This is a genomic window from Mycolicibacterium xanthum (genome assembly GCF_019710635.1).
GTDB classification, from domain to species: domain Bacteria; phylum Actinomycetota; class Actinomycetes; order Mycobacteriales; family Mycobacteriaceae; genus Mycobacterium; species Mycobacterium xanthum.
This window is the reverse complement of record NZ_JAIFZS010000011.1, coordinates 264799-279781: the sequence shown is the minus strand read 5'-3', so window position 1 is coordinate 279781 and position 14983 is coordinate 264799. Positions and strand designations below refer to the sequence as shown.

Genomic DNA, 14983 nt, shown 5'->3' with positions numbered 1-14983 from the left:
TTTGCCATGGGCAGCGCGCCGGCGACTTCACGATACGAGCAGGTCAGCGTGGGGCTACGGGCACTGACACGGATCTTCGGACTCACCTTCCGCCACGACCAGATCTTCGAAGCCGTCATCGCGTTCGGATATCCCACGCTGGCGCGTGAATTCGAGAAGCTGAGAAGACTCCCCGAAGGGCGCCGACTGCTGCGCGACAAGCCCGACCTGATGAGCAAGCTCGGCGACGACGAGTACCTCGCCGCCCTTCCCCCCGGTTCACTCGGGGCCGCCTACCGCGACTTCCTGCGCCAGCACCGGCTCGACGCCGGGGTGTTCGATGCGGCCGGCGTGATCCAGCCGGTCATCGAACGCAACGGCTGGGACCCCGACTTCGGCTACATGATCGCCCGCGGTACCGCGCTGCACGACATGTTCCACGTGCTCGGCGGATACGGCCCGGACCCGGGCGGCGAGATCGGCAACCTGGGCTTCCATCACGGTCAGCTCGGCCACTGCCGGACCACCGCGGTGTTCGGGCTGATCCTGTGCGCGATCGTCGGGGGCGCGTCCTGGCGGCGCAAGCGCGGCTACTGGCACGAGGCGGTCGAGCGGGGGCGTGCGGCCAGGAACCTGATGGCCGCCCCCTACGAGGAACTGCTCGCACGTCCCCTGAGCGAGGTGCGCGCCGACCTCGACATCGCCCCGGCGGCGGTCGCCCACCCCGACGGACACTTCTTCACGAGCTGGCAGCTGCCGTCGATGGACGGCTCCGGTTACGAGCCCTGGGACTACGAGGCGACGCTGACCCCCACCGCATAGCGCGAACCCGCGTCCCTCCCCTATCGCCGAAATGGCATTCCAGCAGGCGTGCACTCGCACTTTCGCCGCCGGAATGCCATTTCGGCGGGCATCAGCCCAGGACGAGCGACTCGCCGTCGTCGGCCAGGTTGACCGGCACCGCGTCGCCGTCGTGCACCTTGCCGGCCAGCAGCAGCTTGGCCAGCTGGTCACCGATGGCCTGCTGGACCAGCCGCCGCAACGGCCGCGCGCCGTAGAGCGGATCGAACCCACGCTCGGCCAGCCACTTCTTGGCCGGCAGCGACACCTCCAGGGTGAGCCTGCGCTGCGCCAGCCGCTTGTCCAGCTGCTGGAGCTGGATGTCGACGATCTCGACCAGCTCGTCGGCGGACAGCGGGTCGAAGACGATGACGTCGTCGAGCCGGTTGATGAACTCCGGCTTGAACGCCGCGCGCACCGCCGCCATCACCTGTTCCTCGGTGCCGCCGGCGCCGAGATTGGACGTCAGGATCAGGATCGTGTTGCGGAAGTCCACCGTGCGGCCCTGGCCGTCGGTCAACCTGCCCTCGTCGAGCACCTGCAGCAGCACGTCGAACACGTCCGGGTGGGCCTTCTCGATCTCGTCGAACAGGATCACCGTGTAGGGCCGCCGCCGCACCGCCTCGGTCAACTGACCGCCCTGGTCATAGCCGATGTAGCCGGGAGGCGCACCGACCAGGCGGGCCACCGAGTGCTTCTCGCCGTACTCGCTCATGTCGATGCGAACCATCGCGCGCTCGTCGTCGAACAGGAACTCCGCCAGCGCCTTGGCCAGCTCGGTCTTGCCGACACCGGTCGGGCCGAGGAACATGAACGAGCCGGTCGGCCGGTTCGGGTCCGCGACTCCGGCCCGCGACCGGCGCACCGCATCGGACACCGCCTGCACGGCCTTCTTCTGGCCGATGACACGGTGGCCCAGCTCGTCCTCCATGCGCAGCAGCTTGGCGCTCTCACCCTCCAGCATCCGGCCGGCGGGGATGCCGGTCCACGCCGACACCACGTCGGCGATGTCGTCGGGCCCGACCTCCTCCTTGAGCATCACGTCCTCGCGGGCCTCGGCGTGCGGCAGCGCCGCGTCGAGCTTCTTCTCCACCTCGGGGATCCGGCCGTAGCGCAGCTCGGCGGCCTTGGCCAGGTCACCGTCGCGTTCGGCCCGGTCGGCCGCACGGCGCAGATCCTCCAGCTGCTCCTTGAGCTCGCGGACGACATCGATGGCGCCCTTCTCGTTCTGCCAGCGGGTGGTCAGCTCGGCCAGCTTCTCCTTCTGGTCGGCCAGCTCGGCGCGCAGCTTCTCCAGCCGGTCCCTGGAGGCGGCGTCCTCCTCCTTCTCGAGCGCCATCTCCTCGATCTCGAGGCGACGCACCAGGCGCTCGACCTCGTCGATCTCGACCGGCCGGGAGTCGATCTCCATCTTCAGCCGGCTGGCGGCCTCGTCGACCAGGTCGATGGCCTTGTCCGGCAGGAAGCGCGCGGTGATGTAGCGGTCGGACAGCGTCGCCGCTGCGACCAGCGCCGAGTCGGTGATGCGCACGCCGTGGTGCACCTCGTAGCGGTCCTTCAGACCGCGCAGGATGCCGACGGTGTCCTCCACCGACGGCTCGCCGACGAGCACCTGCTGGAAGCGGCGTTCCAGCGCGGCGTCCTTCTCGATGTACTTGCGGTACTCGTCGAGTGTGGTGGCACCGACCAGGCGCAGCTCGCCACGGGCCAGCATCGGCTTGATCATGTTGCCGGCGTCCATCGCACCTTCGCCGGTCGCGCCCGCGCCGACGATGGTGTGCAGCTCGTCGATGAAGGTGATGATCTGTCCGGCCGAGTTCTTGATGTCGTCGAGGACGGCCTTGAGGCGTTCCTCGAACTCACCGCGGTACTTCGCACCGGCGACCATCGAGCCCAGATCCAGCGAGACGACGATCTTGTCGCGCAGGCTGTCCGGCACGTCGCCGGCGACGATGCGCTGGGCCAGGCCCTCGACGATCGCGGTCTTGCCGACGCCCGGCTCGCCGATGAGCACCGGGTTGTTCTTGGTGCGGCGGCTCAGCACCTGCACGACGCGACGGATCTCGTTGTCGCGGCCGATGACGGGATCGAGCTTGCCTTCCCTGGCGCGCGCGGTCAGGTCGGTGGAGTACTTCTCCAGCGCCTGGTAGCTGCCCTCGGGATCGGGACTGGTGACGCGTGCGCTGCCCCGCACCTTGACGAAGGCCTCGCGCAGCGCCTGCGGCGACGCACCGTGGCCGGTCAGCAGCTTGGCGGTGTCGCCGTCGCCGGTGGCCAGGCCGACCATCAGGTGTTCGGTCGAGACGTACTCGTCGTCCATCTCGGTGGCCAGGTTCTGGGCCACGGTGATGGCCGCGATCGACTCGCGGCTCAGTTGCGGTGTCGAGTTGGCACCGCTGGCGCTGGGCAACCGGGCGATCAGGCGTTCGGCCTCGGCGCGGATGGTCGCGGGGTCAACTCCGACCGCCTCGAGCAACGGGGCGGCGATGCCGTCGTTCTGCGTCAGCAGCGCCATCAACAGATGAGCGGGCATGATCTGCGGGTTGCCGGCGGTCGTGGCCGCCTGCATCGCCGAGGTCAGCGCCGCCTGGGTCTTCGTGGTCGGGTTGAACGAGTCCACGACACCTCCATTCGTCAGACGGGTGAAAATGCTTCTCGCGTTTGTCAACGCCGTCACTCTTGAGTGTGTTCCGCTCAACTTTAACTTTTTTGCGGTCGCCGAGCTAGGGGCTTAAGGCATCGGGTAATCGACCCGGGCCCGGCGGAACACCACCCACCGCAGGGCGCAGTACATGTACACCGCCTCACACGCGCCGGCCGTCATCCGGGCCAGCCGGTAGTCCAGGCCCATCGCGGCCAGCGCCGAGGACAGCGCGAGGATGAACGCGACGTAGTTGACGACCACCACCACGACGTAGATCGCCAGCTGAGGCCCGACGGGTGCGTGCGAGCGGAAGTTGAAGTAGCGGTTCAGCACGTAGCTCAACCCGAACGCGCAGGCGTAGGAGATGCTCACCGCGGCCGGATACGGCACCCCCAGTCCGCCGTGCAGGCTCGCCAGCAGCACCAGGTCGACGCCGAAGGTGAAGCTGTTGATCAGCGCGAAGCCCAGCAGCGTCGGCGCGACCACACCGTCCAGCCCCATCGGCAGCCGCGCCACTACCCATTCGCACCCGCGGTGGAAGCGTTCCGGAGCCCGCACCGACACGTGGTCCACCCGACCACGGTGGCGGGTCCAGGTGTCCTGGCGATGAGCAGGCCACGAACACCAGGCCACGGATCTGCCTCGGTCGGCCCTCAGTCGAGGTAGTCCCAGAACTGCAACTGGTGCACGGTCGCGAACAGCGTGAGGGTCACCGCGTCGAGCAGCACGACGGCCAGCGCGCCCGTCACGCCAGCGTCGAGCGCAACCCGGACAGGACGGCCGTGCGTTCGGCCGAGCGCATCCACTCGGTGAGCTGCGCTCCGGTCCGGAAACGCACGATCGACATCCACTCGCCGTTCCGGTCCGCGGGAACCAGCGCCGTGCCGAGGTAGCCGGGCAGGTTCGCCGCGGCCGTTGCCAGCTGCACCTGCATGTTCCGGAAGTCGGCGTCCCTGCCCTCGGCAACCGCGTGCCGGAACACACCCACCCCCGGCGGTGCGGTTCCGTCCGTACCGATCACCAGATCGGTTGCACTGCAACAGAACCCGTTGAACTGCCCGGTGTCCAGCACGGTCGCGCGCGTCGGCAGGTCGAGCCAGGCGGTGAGCCGGTCCTCGTCGCAGAATTCCACCGCGACAGCCCAATCCGGCCGCGGGTCGTCACAGGCGGCCACCCGCCCGGACAGGTGACCGTCGGCACCGGCGGCGCAGGCCGGCATGTCGCGCGCCCAGGACCGGAAACCGGCGACGTCGGCGGACCGGTGGATGTACGTGACCGCCGTCGCCGGCGTCATCTGCCGTTCGAGTTTCCGTCGATCCGGCGACCCCGCACGTACACCTGCGCGACCGACGGCTCGCGCATACCCATCAGCAGCGCGAAAAGTGTTTGCTCGAAAGCCATCCCGGTGTCTGCGGAGCGCACACCGTGATCGATCATCCCGGCCAGCGCCGGCGTGCCCGCCGGATCGATGACCAGGAAGTCGGCTTCCTTGCCGACGTCGAAGTTGCCGAACCGGTCCTCCATGTCCAGGGCCCGCGCGCCGGCCAACGTTCCGGTGAAGAGCATCTCGGCGGGATGCATGGAGACACCGTCCTCGCCGGGTTCGTTGATGTGCACCTTGAAGGCGTCGCCGAGCACCCGCGAGATCAGCCATTCGTCGCCGCCGCCGAAGTCGGTGCCGGCCGCGACGTTGACCCCCGAGGCCACGGTTCGCTTCCACGGCATCGTCCCCGAACCCAGGAACAGCTGGGAGACCGGACAGTGCGCGATCGACGTTCCGGTCTCGGCCATCCGCTCCAGTTCGGCGTCCTCGCAGTGCACGCAGTGCGCCAGGATGGTCCGCCGGCCCAGCAGGCTCTTGCCGCCCACCGAGGAACCGGGCAGGAACTTGCCGTCGTAGGTGTCCAGGTAGGTGTCGACCCGGAAGGCCTGCTTGACGCTGTCGACCTCGCCGGTGCCCGGCCGGTTGTTCTCGTTGAGGTGGGTGTGCACATAGACACCCCGATCGCGCACCGAATCGTAGAGTTCGCCCAGGGCGCTGAGCGTCTCCGTGGTCACCGACAGCGAGAACCGCGGCACGATCGCGACGTGCAGCAGCGCGGTCGCCACGTCACCGGTATCGGCGGCGTGCCAGGTCTCGATCTCCTCGAGGGTCAGTCTCAGCGCGTCCTGCTCGGAGGTGAGCAACGCCGCGGCACTGGCGGGCCCGACGGTCTGGATGGCGCGCCCGCTGACCATCCGCAGCCCGCGCCGCCGGCTCTCGCCGAACAGCACATCCTGGGCGTGCGGGAACGCCGAGCCGAAGACCATCGCCGCGGTGGTGCCCGCCGCGATGCGCCGGTCGCAGAACTCGACCGCGGCGCGCTGCGCGAATTCGGGGTCGGCCAGCCGGGATTCGGACGGGAAGATGCACTGCTCGAGCCATTCCAGCAGCTGCCCGCCACCGTAGGAGTCACCGGCGTAGGTCTGCGGGAAGTGGATGTGGGTGTCGACGAACCCCGGCAGCAGAAATGCGGGCCGGTGATCGTGCACCGGCGCCGAGGCGAATTCGGCGGGCAGCGCCGAACGCTCGCCGCAGTACACGATCCGGCCGTCGTCTCCGATCACCAGCGCTCCGTCCGGCACCGCCACCAGCGCGGCCGCCGCTTCGGTCACGGTCGGGCGCCCCGCGACGTGGAACACCTGCCCCAGATGCACCTCGGTCATGCCGAGACGATAGCCAACGAGGGAGGGGCTCGCGTCGCTTGATCTTCAGCAGCGGTGCGGCCGCCTTGCTAGGTTTTCCCGGTGTCGCCGATTTGGGGATCGATTCTCACCGAGCTGATTCCACTCGCCCTGGTGGTCGCACTCTCACCCCTGACGATCATTCCCGCGGTGCTGGTCCTGCACACCCCCCGGCCCAGACCCACCGCGCTGGCGTTCCTGGCCGGCTGGCTGATGGGCCTGACCGCGCTGACCGCGATCTTCGTGGAGGTGTCGAATCTGCTGGGCGGGCTGGGCAGCAAGCCGCCGGGATGGGCGTCGTGGCTGCGCATCGTCATCGGCGTGGCGCTGATCGCGTTCGGCGTCTACCGGTGGTTCACCCGCACGCAATCCGAGCACATGCCCGGGTGGATGACGAAGATGAGCAGCCTCACCCCGGCCAGGGCCGCCGGCACGGCGGTGGTGCTGACGGTGGTCAACCCAAAGGTGCTGTTCATCTGCGCGGCAGCCGGTTTGGCGATCGGGTCGGCCGGCCTCAAGCCGGCCGGGGCCTGGGTCGCCGAGATCTGGTACGTGCTGATCGCCGCCTCGACGGTCGCGCTGCCCATCCTCGGCTACGTGTTCTCCGGCGGGCGGCTGGATCCCGCGCTGGCGCGCCTGAAGGAATGGCTGGAACGCCAGCACGCGACTCTGGTCGCGGTGATCCTGGTGGTGATCGGCCTACTGGTGCTCTACAAGGGCGTGCACGGGCTCTAGCGGTACCCGTCGGGCAGGCCGAGTTCGTCGGCACCGGCGGTGAGGTAGCGCGTCACGGTCGGGGCCACCAAGCGCACGACGTCCTCGGTCGGCAACTCGGCGAGCGGGCCGACCGCCATCAGGTAGCGCAGCATCGCGGTGCCCACCAGGCTGCTCGCCGCCAGCGTCGCCCGCAGCCGGGCCTCGTCCCCACCGCCGATCACGCCCGATACCGCGGCCAGCACGTAGTTCTGCATGAACGCGCGGAACGCCGCCTGGGCATCCGGGTTCGACGTCGCCGACGCCAGCATCGCGCGCATGCTCACGGCGCTCTCGGGTGCCTCCCAGACAGTCAGATAGGTCCGCACCATCCGGGTTCCGATGTCGGGCTCGCCGGTCGCATCGTCGCCGGCCAGGGCGGCGACCAGGACACCCGGATCGATGATCAGCCGCAGCGACTCGCGGAACAGCTCCTGTTTGGAGCCGAACAGGTAGAGCACCATCGATGCGTCGACCCGGGCGTCCTCGGCCACCGCGCGCAGCGTGGTCTTGTCGTAGCCGTCGCGGGCGAACCGTTCCTTGGCCGCCGCGAGCACCGCCTCCCGCGATACCGGCTCGCCCTGCCGTCGCCCCCGGCGCCGCACCGACTTCGCAGCTGCTGACATGCCCTCGACGGTAGCATTTCAATGACTGTTGAAAAATTGTCCGCGAAGGCCTACGCTCGGCCAGGGATAAAATTCAACAATCGATGAAAAGGGGACCGCGCCGTGACCACGACCAGCCCGAGACACACCCGGCAGGCCGATCCGGCCCACGAACCACCCGCCGCGGCCCGCGCCGCGGGCCTCGTCGTCGCCATCACCGCGGTGCTGGCGATCGTGGCGATCGCCTTCGCGCTCCCGGCGACCCGATCCGGCCCACACGACGTGCCGATCGGAGCGGCCGAACCCCAGGCCGCCGGTGGACAGATCGCACAGACGCTCGATCGGCACGCCCCGGGCGCGTTCGCGGTGACCTACTACCCGAGCCGGTCCGCCCTCGCGCGGGCCGTCGCCGATCGCGACGTATACGGCGGTTTGGTGCTGCCCGACCGGCCGGGCCAAGAGGCCTCGTTGCTCATCGCCACGGGCGCCGGCCCGGCGGTGGCACAGCTGTTGACCCAACTCGGCGACCAGATCGGCGCGACGACCGGCATGGCCGTGCACACCGAGGACCTGGCGCCACCGACGGCACGCGATCCCCGCGGCGCCGGCCTGGCGGCGTCCGCGCTTCCGCTCACGCTGGCGGGACTGCTGCCCGCGATCGCGCTGGTCCTGCTGCTGCCGCGGCAGCACTGGACCCGGTTCGCCGCCGCCCTCGGCTCGGCCGCGCTCTGCGGCGTCACGATCGCCGTGTTGCTGCGCTACGTGTTCGGCTCGGTGCAGCACAACTTCTGGGGCATCGCCGCGGGCCTGACCCTCGGGGTGGCCGCCGCACTGTTGTTCATCCTCGGGTTGGGCGCGGTCTTCGGCAGGGCCGGGCTCGCGATCGGCGGGATGCTGGCGCTGCTGGTGGGCAACCCGCTGTCCGGGCTGGCCAGTGCGCCCGAGCTGCTGCCCGCGGGCTGGGGCGCCGCCGGCCAGTTGCTGCCCCAGGGCGCCACGGCCACCCTGCTGCGGTCGACTGCGTACTTCGACGGCGCCGGCGCGGGAACCGCGATCGTGGTGCTGCTGTGCTGGGCGTTCGCCGGTGCCGCCCTGATCATCGGCGCCGCGCAGCGCCGCGGCCCAGTGCGTCAGGTGACCTAGGATCGTGCGGCGTGGGACTCGAAGACCGGGCGATGATGCGCGTCCTGCGGGACGCCGTCGATCCCGCGGGTGAGTCCGGGACGTCACAGGCACTGGTCCGTGACTTCTACACGCGGTGGTTCGCCACCGACCTGTCGGCGCGCGACCTGTTCCCGCCGGACATGCAGATGCAGCGCGACGTCTTCGCGCAGGCGCTGTGCTGGCTGTGTGATCAGCTCATCGCCCAGCGCGCCGAGGAGCCGGTCGCGTTCCTCGCCCAACTCGGTCGTGACCACCGCAAGTACGGCGTCACCCAGCAGCACTACGCCGCCCTGCAGCAGGCGTTGGTGGGCACCCTGCGCGACCACCTCGCCGATCGCTGGGACGACCGGCTCTCGGAGGCCGTCAACGACGTCGTAACGCTCGTGGTCGGCGTGATGAGCGGTGCCGCCGACGCGGAGACGAGTCCCCCGTTCAGCGACGGCACGGTGCTCGAGCACCTTCGTCCCACCCGCGATGTGTCGATCGTCCGGCTGAAGATGGACCACCCCCTGGCCTACCTGCCCGGTCAGTACGTCCCCGTGCAGATACCGCAGTGGCCGCTGCGCTGGCGCTACCTGAGCCCGGCGATCCCGCCCGATCCGCACGGCTACGTCGAGTTCCACATCCGGTCGGTGCCGGGCGGCATGGTCAGCACGGCGATCGTCGGCGAAGCCCGTCCCGGCGATCGCTGGCGGTTGTCCAACCCGCACGGGGCGATGCACATCGACCGCGACGACGGCGACGTCCTGATGATCGCGGGCGGCACCGGGCTGGCCCCGCTGCGCGCGCTGATCATGGATCTCGCGCGGTTCGGCGAGAACCCACGCGTGCATCTGTTCTTCGGCGCCAAGCACCCCTGTGAGCTCTACGATCTGCGCACCCTGTGGGAGATCGCGTCGACGAACCCGTGGCTGTCGGTCACGCCGGTCTCCGAACTGGCCTTCGACCCGCCGTGGGCCACCGACTACCCCGACGTCAGGCCGCCGCGCGGGCTGCACGTCCGCCAGACCGGCACGCTGGCCGAGGTCGTGACGCGCTACGGCAGCTGGGGCGACCGCCAGATCCTGGTGTGCGGAGGGCCTGCCATGGTCACGGCCACCAAGGCCGCGCTGATCGCCAAAGGTGCGCCCGCTGAAAGAATTCAGCACGATCCGCTGGCGAGCTGATGCCGCCGTGGCAGGATCGAAAGCCATGGCCGAGTTCGAAACCGTCACGCTGCGCGACCCGTCGTCGGCGCTGACCGCCACCTACGTACCCGACGCCGGAATGATCGCCACGTCGTTGTCCGACGGCGGGGCGGAGCTGTTGGGACAGCGCCGCGGACTGCAGGCCTACGTGTCCAACCACAAGACCATGGGGATCCCGATCCTCTACCCGTGGGCGAACCGGCTGAGCAGCAACGGCTACGGCGTCGACGGCGCCGTCGTGACGTTGACACCGGGCACCGGCGGCGTGCGCACCGACGAGCACGGCGTCCCGATCCACGGCACCCTGGCCGCCTACCGGGACTGGCACGTCACCGCGGCGCTGGAGTCGCAGCTGACGGCCGAACTGGACTTCGCCGCCCGGCCCGGGCTGCTGGCGGCGTTCCCGTTCCCGCACCTGCTGACCCTGGACATCACGCTGCTCGACCGCACGCTGACGGTGAAGACGACGGTCACCGCGACCACCGGATCCCGGGTGCCGATGTGTTTCGGGTTCCACCCGTACCTGCAACTGCCCGGCGTGCCGCGCGCGGAATGGCGGATCGAGACCCCGGCGATGCGGTACCGGCCGGTGAACGCCTGGGGCATTCCGACCGGCGCCGCCGAAGCGCGTCCGGCGGGCTCGGAGGTGCTCGGCCTGAACGCCATCGACGACGGCTTCGACGAGGTCGCACCGGGGTCGGTGTTCGCGCTGTCGGGCGGCGACCGCCGTATCGAGGTGCACTTCGACAGCGGCTACACCGCCGCGCAGGTGTTCGCACCCGGCAACGACGACGTCGTGTGCTTCGAACCGATGGCCGCACCGACCGATGCGCTGCGCCTCGGTGGATACCACGAGGTTCAGCCCGGGGAGTCTGCCACCGCGCAGTTCCGGATCGTGGTCGCCTAGAAATGCCGAAATGGCATTCCGGCAGGCAAACTTCGAGAAGGGGCCTGCTGGAATGCCATTTCGGCAGAACTGTCAACGCTGGTTGCGCGGCTGCCAGACCACCAGCGCGGTGCTCTTCGGCCTGGGCTGAACCCGGAGGCGCTCGACCTCGTCGCTGAGCTCACGCAGCCGCGACTGCAGCGCCTCGACCTGATTGGTCAGCTCGATGATGCGCTTGATGCCCGCCAGGTTGACGCCCTCGTCCTGCGAGAGCCGTTGCACCTCGCGCAGCAGGTCCACGTCGCGCTGCGAATATCGACGTCCCCCACCGGAACTCCGCTGCGGGGTGACCAGGCCGAGCCGGTCGTAGGTACGCAGCGTCTGCGCGTGCATACCGGCCAGCTCGGCCGCCACCGAGATCAGGAACGTCCTGGCATGTTCATTGGGGTCCTTGCGACCGATGCTCATCGGGCACCGGCCCATCCAGCCCTCGGGTCGAAGCCACTGGCACGCTCGGCCTTGGCGTAGGCCTCCAGCGCCTCGGCGGCCTCACCTTCGACGTTCGGCGGCACCGCCACCTTCACCGTGACCAGCAGATCACCGTTGCCGCCCGACCGCTTCGGCACGCCGCGGCCCCGCACCCGCAGGATGCGCCCGTCCGACGTACCCTTGGGCACCCGAACGCCGACCTTGCCTTCCAGGGTCGGCACGGAAAGCGTTGTCCCGAGGGCCAACTCATGGAAACTCACCGGGACGCTGACGGTGAGGTCGTCACCGTTGCGGCCGAACACCTTGTCCGGCCGGACGTGCACCGTGACGTACAGGTCGCCCGACGGGGCGCCCCGCAGCCCGGCCTCACCCTGGCCGGCCAGCCTGATCCGCTGCCCGTCCTCCACACCCGGCGGGATCCGCACGTTGATCGTGCGGGTCCTGGTGGTGACCCCGGTTCCACGGCACTCGTCGCACGGATTCTCGATGATCGATCCGCTGCCGCGACACTCGGTGCACGGCTCGGAGAACCCGAACGCGCCCTGATTGCGGCTGATGACCCCGGCGCCGTTACAGCTCGGGCACACCTTCGGGCTGGTGCCCGGCCGCGCACCGCTGCCGTGGCAGTTGGTGCACGGGGCCGGGCTGGTGAGCCGCAGCGGCATCGCCACGCCCTTGGTGGCCTCCAGGAAACTGAGCTCGGTCTCGGTCTCGAGGTCGTTGCCCCGACGCGGGCGGGACGGCCGCGGCTGCTGTGCGCCGCGCCCGAAGAGCCCGCCGAACAGGTCACCGATGTTGGCGCCGCCGCCCTGTCCAGCCGCGTCGAACAGATCGTTGAGATTGAACTCCTGACCGTCGCCGGGGCCGAACCCGCCGAATCCGCCGCCACCGTTGAAGCGACCACGGCCGAAACCGCCGCCCGCGAACAGCCGGCGGGTCTCGTCGTACTCCTTGCGCTTCGCCGGATCGGTGAGCACCTCCTTGGCCTCGGATGCGGCCTTGTACCGCTCCTCGGCGGCCGAGTTGCCCGGATTCCGGTCGGGATGGTTCTCGGCGAGGATCTTGCGGGCAGCCCGCTTGATCTCGTCCTGGCTGGCGTCGGAGGCGACGCCGAGCTCCTTGTAGAAGTCCTTCTCGACCCACTCACGCTGGGCCATATCGGGTCACCTCCTCACCTGCTCTGTCGTTCGCTGTCCAATTCTTACGATTCTGAGCGCTGTTCCGCCGCAGCGCCGGCATCCGAACCGGTCGCGTCGGGCCCGGACGCATCGGGCACGGTGTCGACGACACCCACCATCGCGTGGCGGACGACGTGCTCGCCGACCTTGTAGCCCTTGCGCATGACGGTCCCGACCACCGGATGGGTGCCCTCGCCCTCGTGCTGCACGGCTTCGTGCAGCCCGGGGTCGAACGCTTCACCCTCCTCGCCGAAGCCGGTCAGCCCCAACCCTTCCAGGGTGGAGATCAGCTTGTCGGCAACCGCTCTGAGCGGTCCGGATTCCAGATCGCCGTGCGCACGGGCGCGGTCGAGGTCGTCGAGCACCGGCAGCAACTGGGTGACCACGTGGGCCTTGGCCCGCTCGGTGGCCACCTGCTGATCGCGCAGGGACCGCTTGCGGTAGTTCGCGAAGTCGGCCTGCACCCGCTTCAGGTCGGCGATCAGTTCGGCCGCCTGGTCCTGCGATTCCTCGGAGACGGTGGGCGGTTCCTGGACCGACCCCTGAGGGAACGATCCAGGAACGTCGCGCACCTGACCGGTGGTCGGATCGATCCTGCGCTTGTCGGTGACGGTGATGTGCTCACCGCGCTCTTCGGAACGGTCGTGGTCGGGATGGCTCACTTGCGCTCCTGGTCGTCGTCGACGACCTCAGCATCAACCACGTCGTCGTCGGCGGATCCCGCCTCGGCGCCTGCACCGTCGGTCGGGGCGGAGACGTCGGCGTAGAGCGCCTCGGCCATCGGCTGGCTCTCCTGGCCCAGCTTCTCCATCGCCGACTTGATCGCGGCGATGTCGGTGCCCTCCAGGGCGGACTTGGCCTCGGCGATCGCGCCGTCGACCTTGTCGAGGATCTCGGCGGGAACCTTCGAACCACCCTCGGCCTCGCGCTGCTCCTTGACCAGCTTCTCGGTCTGGTAGACCAGCGACTCGGCCTGGTTGCGGACGTCGGCCTCCTCGCGACGCTGACGGTCCTCCTCGGCGTGCGCCTCGGCGTCCTTGACCATCCGGTCGATCTCCTCCTTGGACAGGCCGGAGCCCTCCTGGATCTTGATCGTGTTCTCCTTGCCGGTGCCCTTGTCCTTGGCGGTCACGTGCACGATGCCGTTGGCGTCGATGTCGAAGGTGACCTCGATCTGCGGCACACCGCGCGGGGCCGGCGGGATGCCGGTCAGCTCGAAGCTGCCGAGCAGCTTGTTGTGGGCCGCGATCTCGCGCTCACCCTGATAGACCTGGATCTGCACCGACGGCTGGTTGTCGTCCGCGGTGGTGAAGGTCTCCGACCTCTTGGTCGGGATCGTGGTGTTGCGCTCGATCAGCTTGGTCATCACGCCACCCTTGGTCTCGATACCGAGCGACAGCGGCGTCACGTCCAGCAGCAGAACGTCCTTCACCTCACCCTTGAGCACGCCGGCCTGCAGCGCGGCGCCGACGGCAACGACCTCGTCCGGGTTGACGCCCTTGTTGGGCTCCTTGCCACCGGTCATCTCTTTGACCAGATCGGAGACCGCGGGCATCCGGGTGGAACCACCGACCAGCACGACGTGGTCGATTTCGCCGACCGAGATTCCGGCGTCCTTGATGACCTGCTGGAACGGCTGACGGGTGCGATCGAGCAGATCCTGGGTGATCTTCTGGAACTCCGCACGGGTCAGCTGCTCGTCGAGGAACAGCGGGTTCTTGTCGGCGTCGACGGTGATGTAGGGCAGGTTGATCGAGGTGGATTGACTCGAGCTGAGTTCAATTTTTGCCTTCTCGGCGGCCTCGCGGAGGCGCTGCATGGCCATCTTGTCCTTGGTCAGGTCGATGCCGGCGCTGGCCTTGAACTTGTCGACGAGCCATTCGACGATCCGGTCGTCCCAGTCGTCGCCACCGAGGTGGTTGTCACCGGAGGTGGCGCGAACCTCGACCACGCCCTCGCCGATCTCCAGCAGCGACACGTCGAACGTGCCACCGCCGAGGTCGAAGACCAGGATGGTCTGTTCCTTCTCGCCCTTGTCCAGACCGTAGGCCAGTGCGGCCGCGGTCGGCTCGTTGACGATGCGCAGCACATTCAAACCGGCGATTTGCCCGGCTTCTTTCGTCGCCTGACGCTGGGCGTCGTTGAAGTAGGCGGGCACGGTGATCACCGCGTCGGTGATGTCCTCGCCCAGGTAGCTCTCGGCATCGCGCTTGAGCTTCATCAACACGCGCGCGCTGATCTCCTGGGGGGTGTACTTCTTGTCGTCGATCTCGACGGACCAGTCCGACCCCATGTGCCGCTTCACCGAACGGATCGTCCGGTCGACGTTGGTCACCGCCTGGTTCTTGGCGGGCTGACCGACCAAGACCTCACCGTTGCGCGCGAACGCGACGATCGAGGGGGTGGTCCGGGAGCCCTCGGAGTTCGCGACGACGACGGGGTCGCCACCCTCCAGCACTGCGACGACGGAGTTGGTGGTCCCGAGGTCGATGCCGACCGCACGAGCCATAGTTACTGCCTCCTGAATAGAACGT

General features: G+C 69.0%; 14 protein-coding genes. 5 read left to right on the top strand and 9 right to left on the bottom strand.

Annotation, left to right across the window (positions count from 1 at the left end; translation table 11 throughout):
- The first annotated feature begins 6 nt into the window (after positions 1 to 6).
- On the top strand, positions 7 to 801 hold the full coding sequence (locus JDV09_RS07415) for a Coq4 family protein (protein WP_221368453.1): 795 nt from the start codon (positions 7 to 9) through the stop codon (positions 799 to 801).
- 91 nt (positions 802 to 892) lie between these two features.
- On the opposite strand, the gene clpB is transcribed toward JDV09_RS07415, so the two are convergent.
- From clpB to JDV09_RS07395, 4 genes are all read right to left on the bottom strand, one after another.
- A complete protein-coding gene (gene clpB, locus JDV09_RS07410) occupies positions 893 to 3439 on the bottom strand; it encodes an ATP-dependent chaperone ClpB (RefSeq protein ID WP_221368452.1) in 2547 nt (848 codons plus the stop codon).
- A 111-nt stretch (positions 3440 to 3550) separates the two neighbouring features.
- The gene (locus JDV09_RS07405) at positions 3551 to 4036 is read right to left on the bottom strand and encodes a GtrA family protein (RefSeq protein WP_308124048.1); all 486 of its coding nucleotides are present in this window, start codon (positions 4034 to 4036) and stop codon (positions 3551 to 3553) included.
- Between the two features lie 172 nt (positions 4037 to 4208).
- The gene (locus JDV09_RS07400) at positions 4209 to 4757 is read right to left on the bottom strand and encodes an antibiotic biosynthesis monooxygenase (protein ID WP_255604943.1); all 549 of its coding nucleotides are present in this window, start codon (positions 4755 to 4757) and stop codon (positions 4209 to 4211) included.
- Positions 4754 to 6169 (bottom strand): guanine deaminase, encoded by a 1416-nt coding sequence (locus JDV09_RS07395; RefSeq protein ID WP_221368451.1) that lies wholly within the window; start codon positions 6167 to 6169, stop codon positions 4754 to 4756. The genes JDV09_RS07400 and JDV09_RS07395 overlap by 4 nt, the downstream gene beginning before the upstream one ends.
- 81 nt (positions 6170 to 6250) lie before the next feature.
- Here JDV09_RS07395 and JDV09_RS07390 point away from each other — a divergent pair, with 81 nt between their 5' ends.
- Complete coding sequence (locus tag JDV09_RS07390) at positions 6251 to 6922, top strand: GAP family protein (protein ID WP_221368450.1); 672 nt, start codon at positions 6251 to 6253, stop codon at positions 6920 to 6922.
- Here JDV09_RS07390 and JDV09_RS07385 read toward each other — a convergent pair.
- Positions 6919 to 7566 (bottom strand): TetR/AcrR family transcriptional regulator, encoded by a 648-nt coding sequence (locus tag JDV09_RS07385; RefSeq protein ID WP_221368449.1) that lies wholly within the window; start codon positions 7564 to 7566, stop codon positions 6919 to 6921. The genes JDV09_RS07390 and JDV09_RS07385 overlap by 4 nt on opposite strands.
- 102 nt (positions 7567 to 7668) lie before the next feature.
- On the opposite strand from JDV09_RS07385, the gene JDV09_RS07380 reads away from it, so the two are divergent.
- Genes JDV09_RS07380 through JDV09_RS07370 form a run of 3 tightly spaced genes read left to right on the top strand, consistent with a single transcriptional unit; the run spans position 7669 to position 10803 of the window.
- Complete coding sequence (locus tag JDV09_RS07380) at positions 7669 to 8688, top strand: ABC transporter permease (RefSeq protein WP_221368448.1); 1020 nt, start codon at positions 7669 to 7671, stop codon at positions 8686 to 8688.
- Between the two features lie 11 nt (positions 8689 to 8699).
- The gene (locus JDV09_RS07375; RefSeq protein ID WP_221368447.1) at positions 8700 to 9875 is read left to right on the top strand and encodes an FAD-binding oxidoreductase; all 1176 of its coding nucleotides are present in this window, start codon (positions 8700 to 8702) and stop codon (positions 9873 to 9875) included.
- Between the two features lie 25 nt (positions 9876 to 9900).
- Positions 9901 to 10803 (top strand): aldose 1-epimerase, encoded by a 903-nt coding sequence (locus JDV09_RS07370; protein ID WP_221368446.1) that lies wholly within the window; start codon positions 9901 to 9903, stop codon positions 10801 to 10803.
- A 72-nt stretch (positions 10804 to 10875) separates the two neighbouring features.
- Here the strand turns inward: JDV09_RS07370 and JDV09_RS07365 are convergent, their stop codons facing one another.
- The 4 genes from JDV09_RS07365 to dnaK are packed head-to-tail and all read right to left on the bottom strand — an operon-like array spanning position 10876 to position 14958.
- Positions 10876 to 11250, bottom strand: a complete 375-nt coding sequence (locus tag JDV09_RS07365) for a heat shock protein transcriptional repressor HspR (protein ID WP_221368445.1) — start codon at positions 11248 to 11250, stop codon at positions 10876 to 10878.
- Complete coding sequence (gene dnaJ, locus JDV09_RS07360) at positions 11247 to 12428, bottom strand: molecular chaperone DnaJ (protein ID WP_221368444.1); 1182 nt, start codon at positions 12426 to 12428, stop codon at positions 11247 to 11249. Before dnaJ ends, JDV09_RS07365 begins: the two co-directional genes overlap by 4 nt.
- Positions 12429 to 12472: 44 nt before the next feature.
- A complete protein-coding gene (gene grpE / locus JDV09_RS07355) occupies positions 12473 to 13111 on the bottom strand; it encodes a nucleotide exchange factor GrpE (RefSeq protein ID WP_221368443.1) in 639 nt (212 codons plus the stop codon).
- The gene (gene dnaK / locus JDV09_RS07350; RefSeq protein ID WP_221368442.1) at positions 13108 to 14958 is read right to left on the bottom strand and encodes a molecular chaperone DnaK; all 1851 of its coding nucleotides are present in this window, start codon (positions 14956 to 14958) and stop codon (positions 13108 to 13110) included. Before dnaK ends, grpE begins: the two co-directional genes overlap by 4 nt.
- Between the last annotated feature and the right edge of the window lie 25 nt (positions 14959 to 14983).

What these genes read in the sequence shown, in the direction of transcription:
- JDV09_RS07415 (WP_221368453.1), top strand. Translation starts at nt 7, where the DNA reads ATGGGCAGCGCGCCGGCGACTTCACGATACGAGCAGGTCAGCGTGGGG.
- JDV09_RS07400 (WP_255604943.1), bottom strand. Translation starts at nt 4,757, where the DNA reads ATGACGCCGGCGACGGCGGTCACGTACATCCACCGGTCCGCCGACGTC.
- JDV09_RS07395 (WP_221368451.1), bottom strand. Translation starts at nt 6,169, where the DNA reads ATGACCGAGGTGCATCTGGGGCAGGTGTTCCACGTCGCGGGGCGCCCG.
- JDV09_RS07385 (WP_221368449.1), bottom strand. Translation starts at nt 7,566, where the DNA reads ATGTCAGCAGCTGCGAAGTCGGTGCGGCGCCGGGGGCGACGGCAGGGC.
- JDV09_RS07370 (WP_221368446.1), top strand. Translation starts at nt 9,901, where the DNA reads ATGGCCGAGTTCGAAACCGTCACGCTGCGCGACCCGTCGTCGGCGCTG.
- JDV09_RS07365 (WP_221368445.1), bottom strand. Translation starts at nt 11,250, where the DNA reads ATGAGCATCGGTCGCAAGGACCCCAATGAACATGCCAGGACGTTCCTG.
- dnaJ (WP_221368444.1), bottom strand. Translation starts at nt 12,428, where the DNA reads ATGGCCCAGCGTGAGTGGGTCGAGAAGGACTTCTACAAGGAGCTCGGC.
- dnaK (WP_221368442.1), bottom strand. Translation starts at nt 14,958, where the DNA reads ATGGCTCGTGCGGTCGGCATCGACCTCGGGACCACCAACTCCGTCGTC.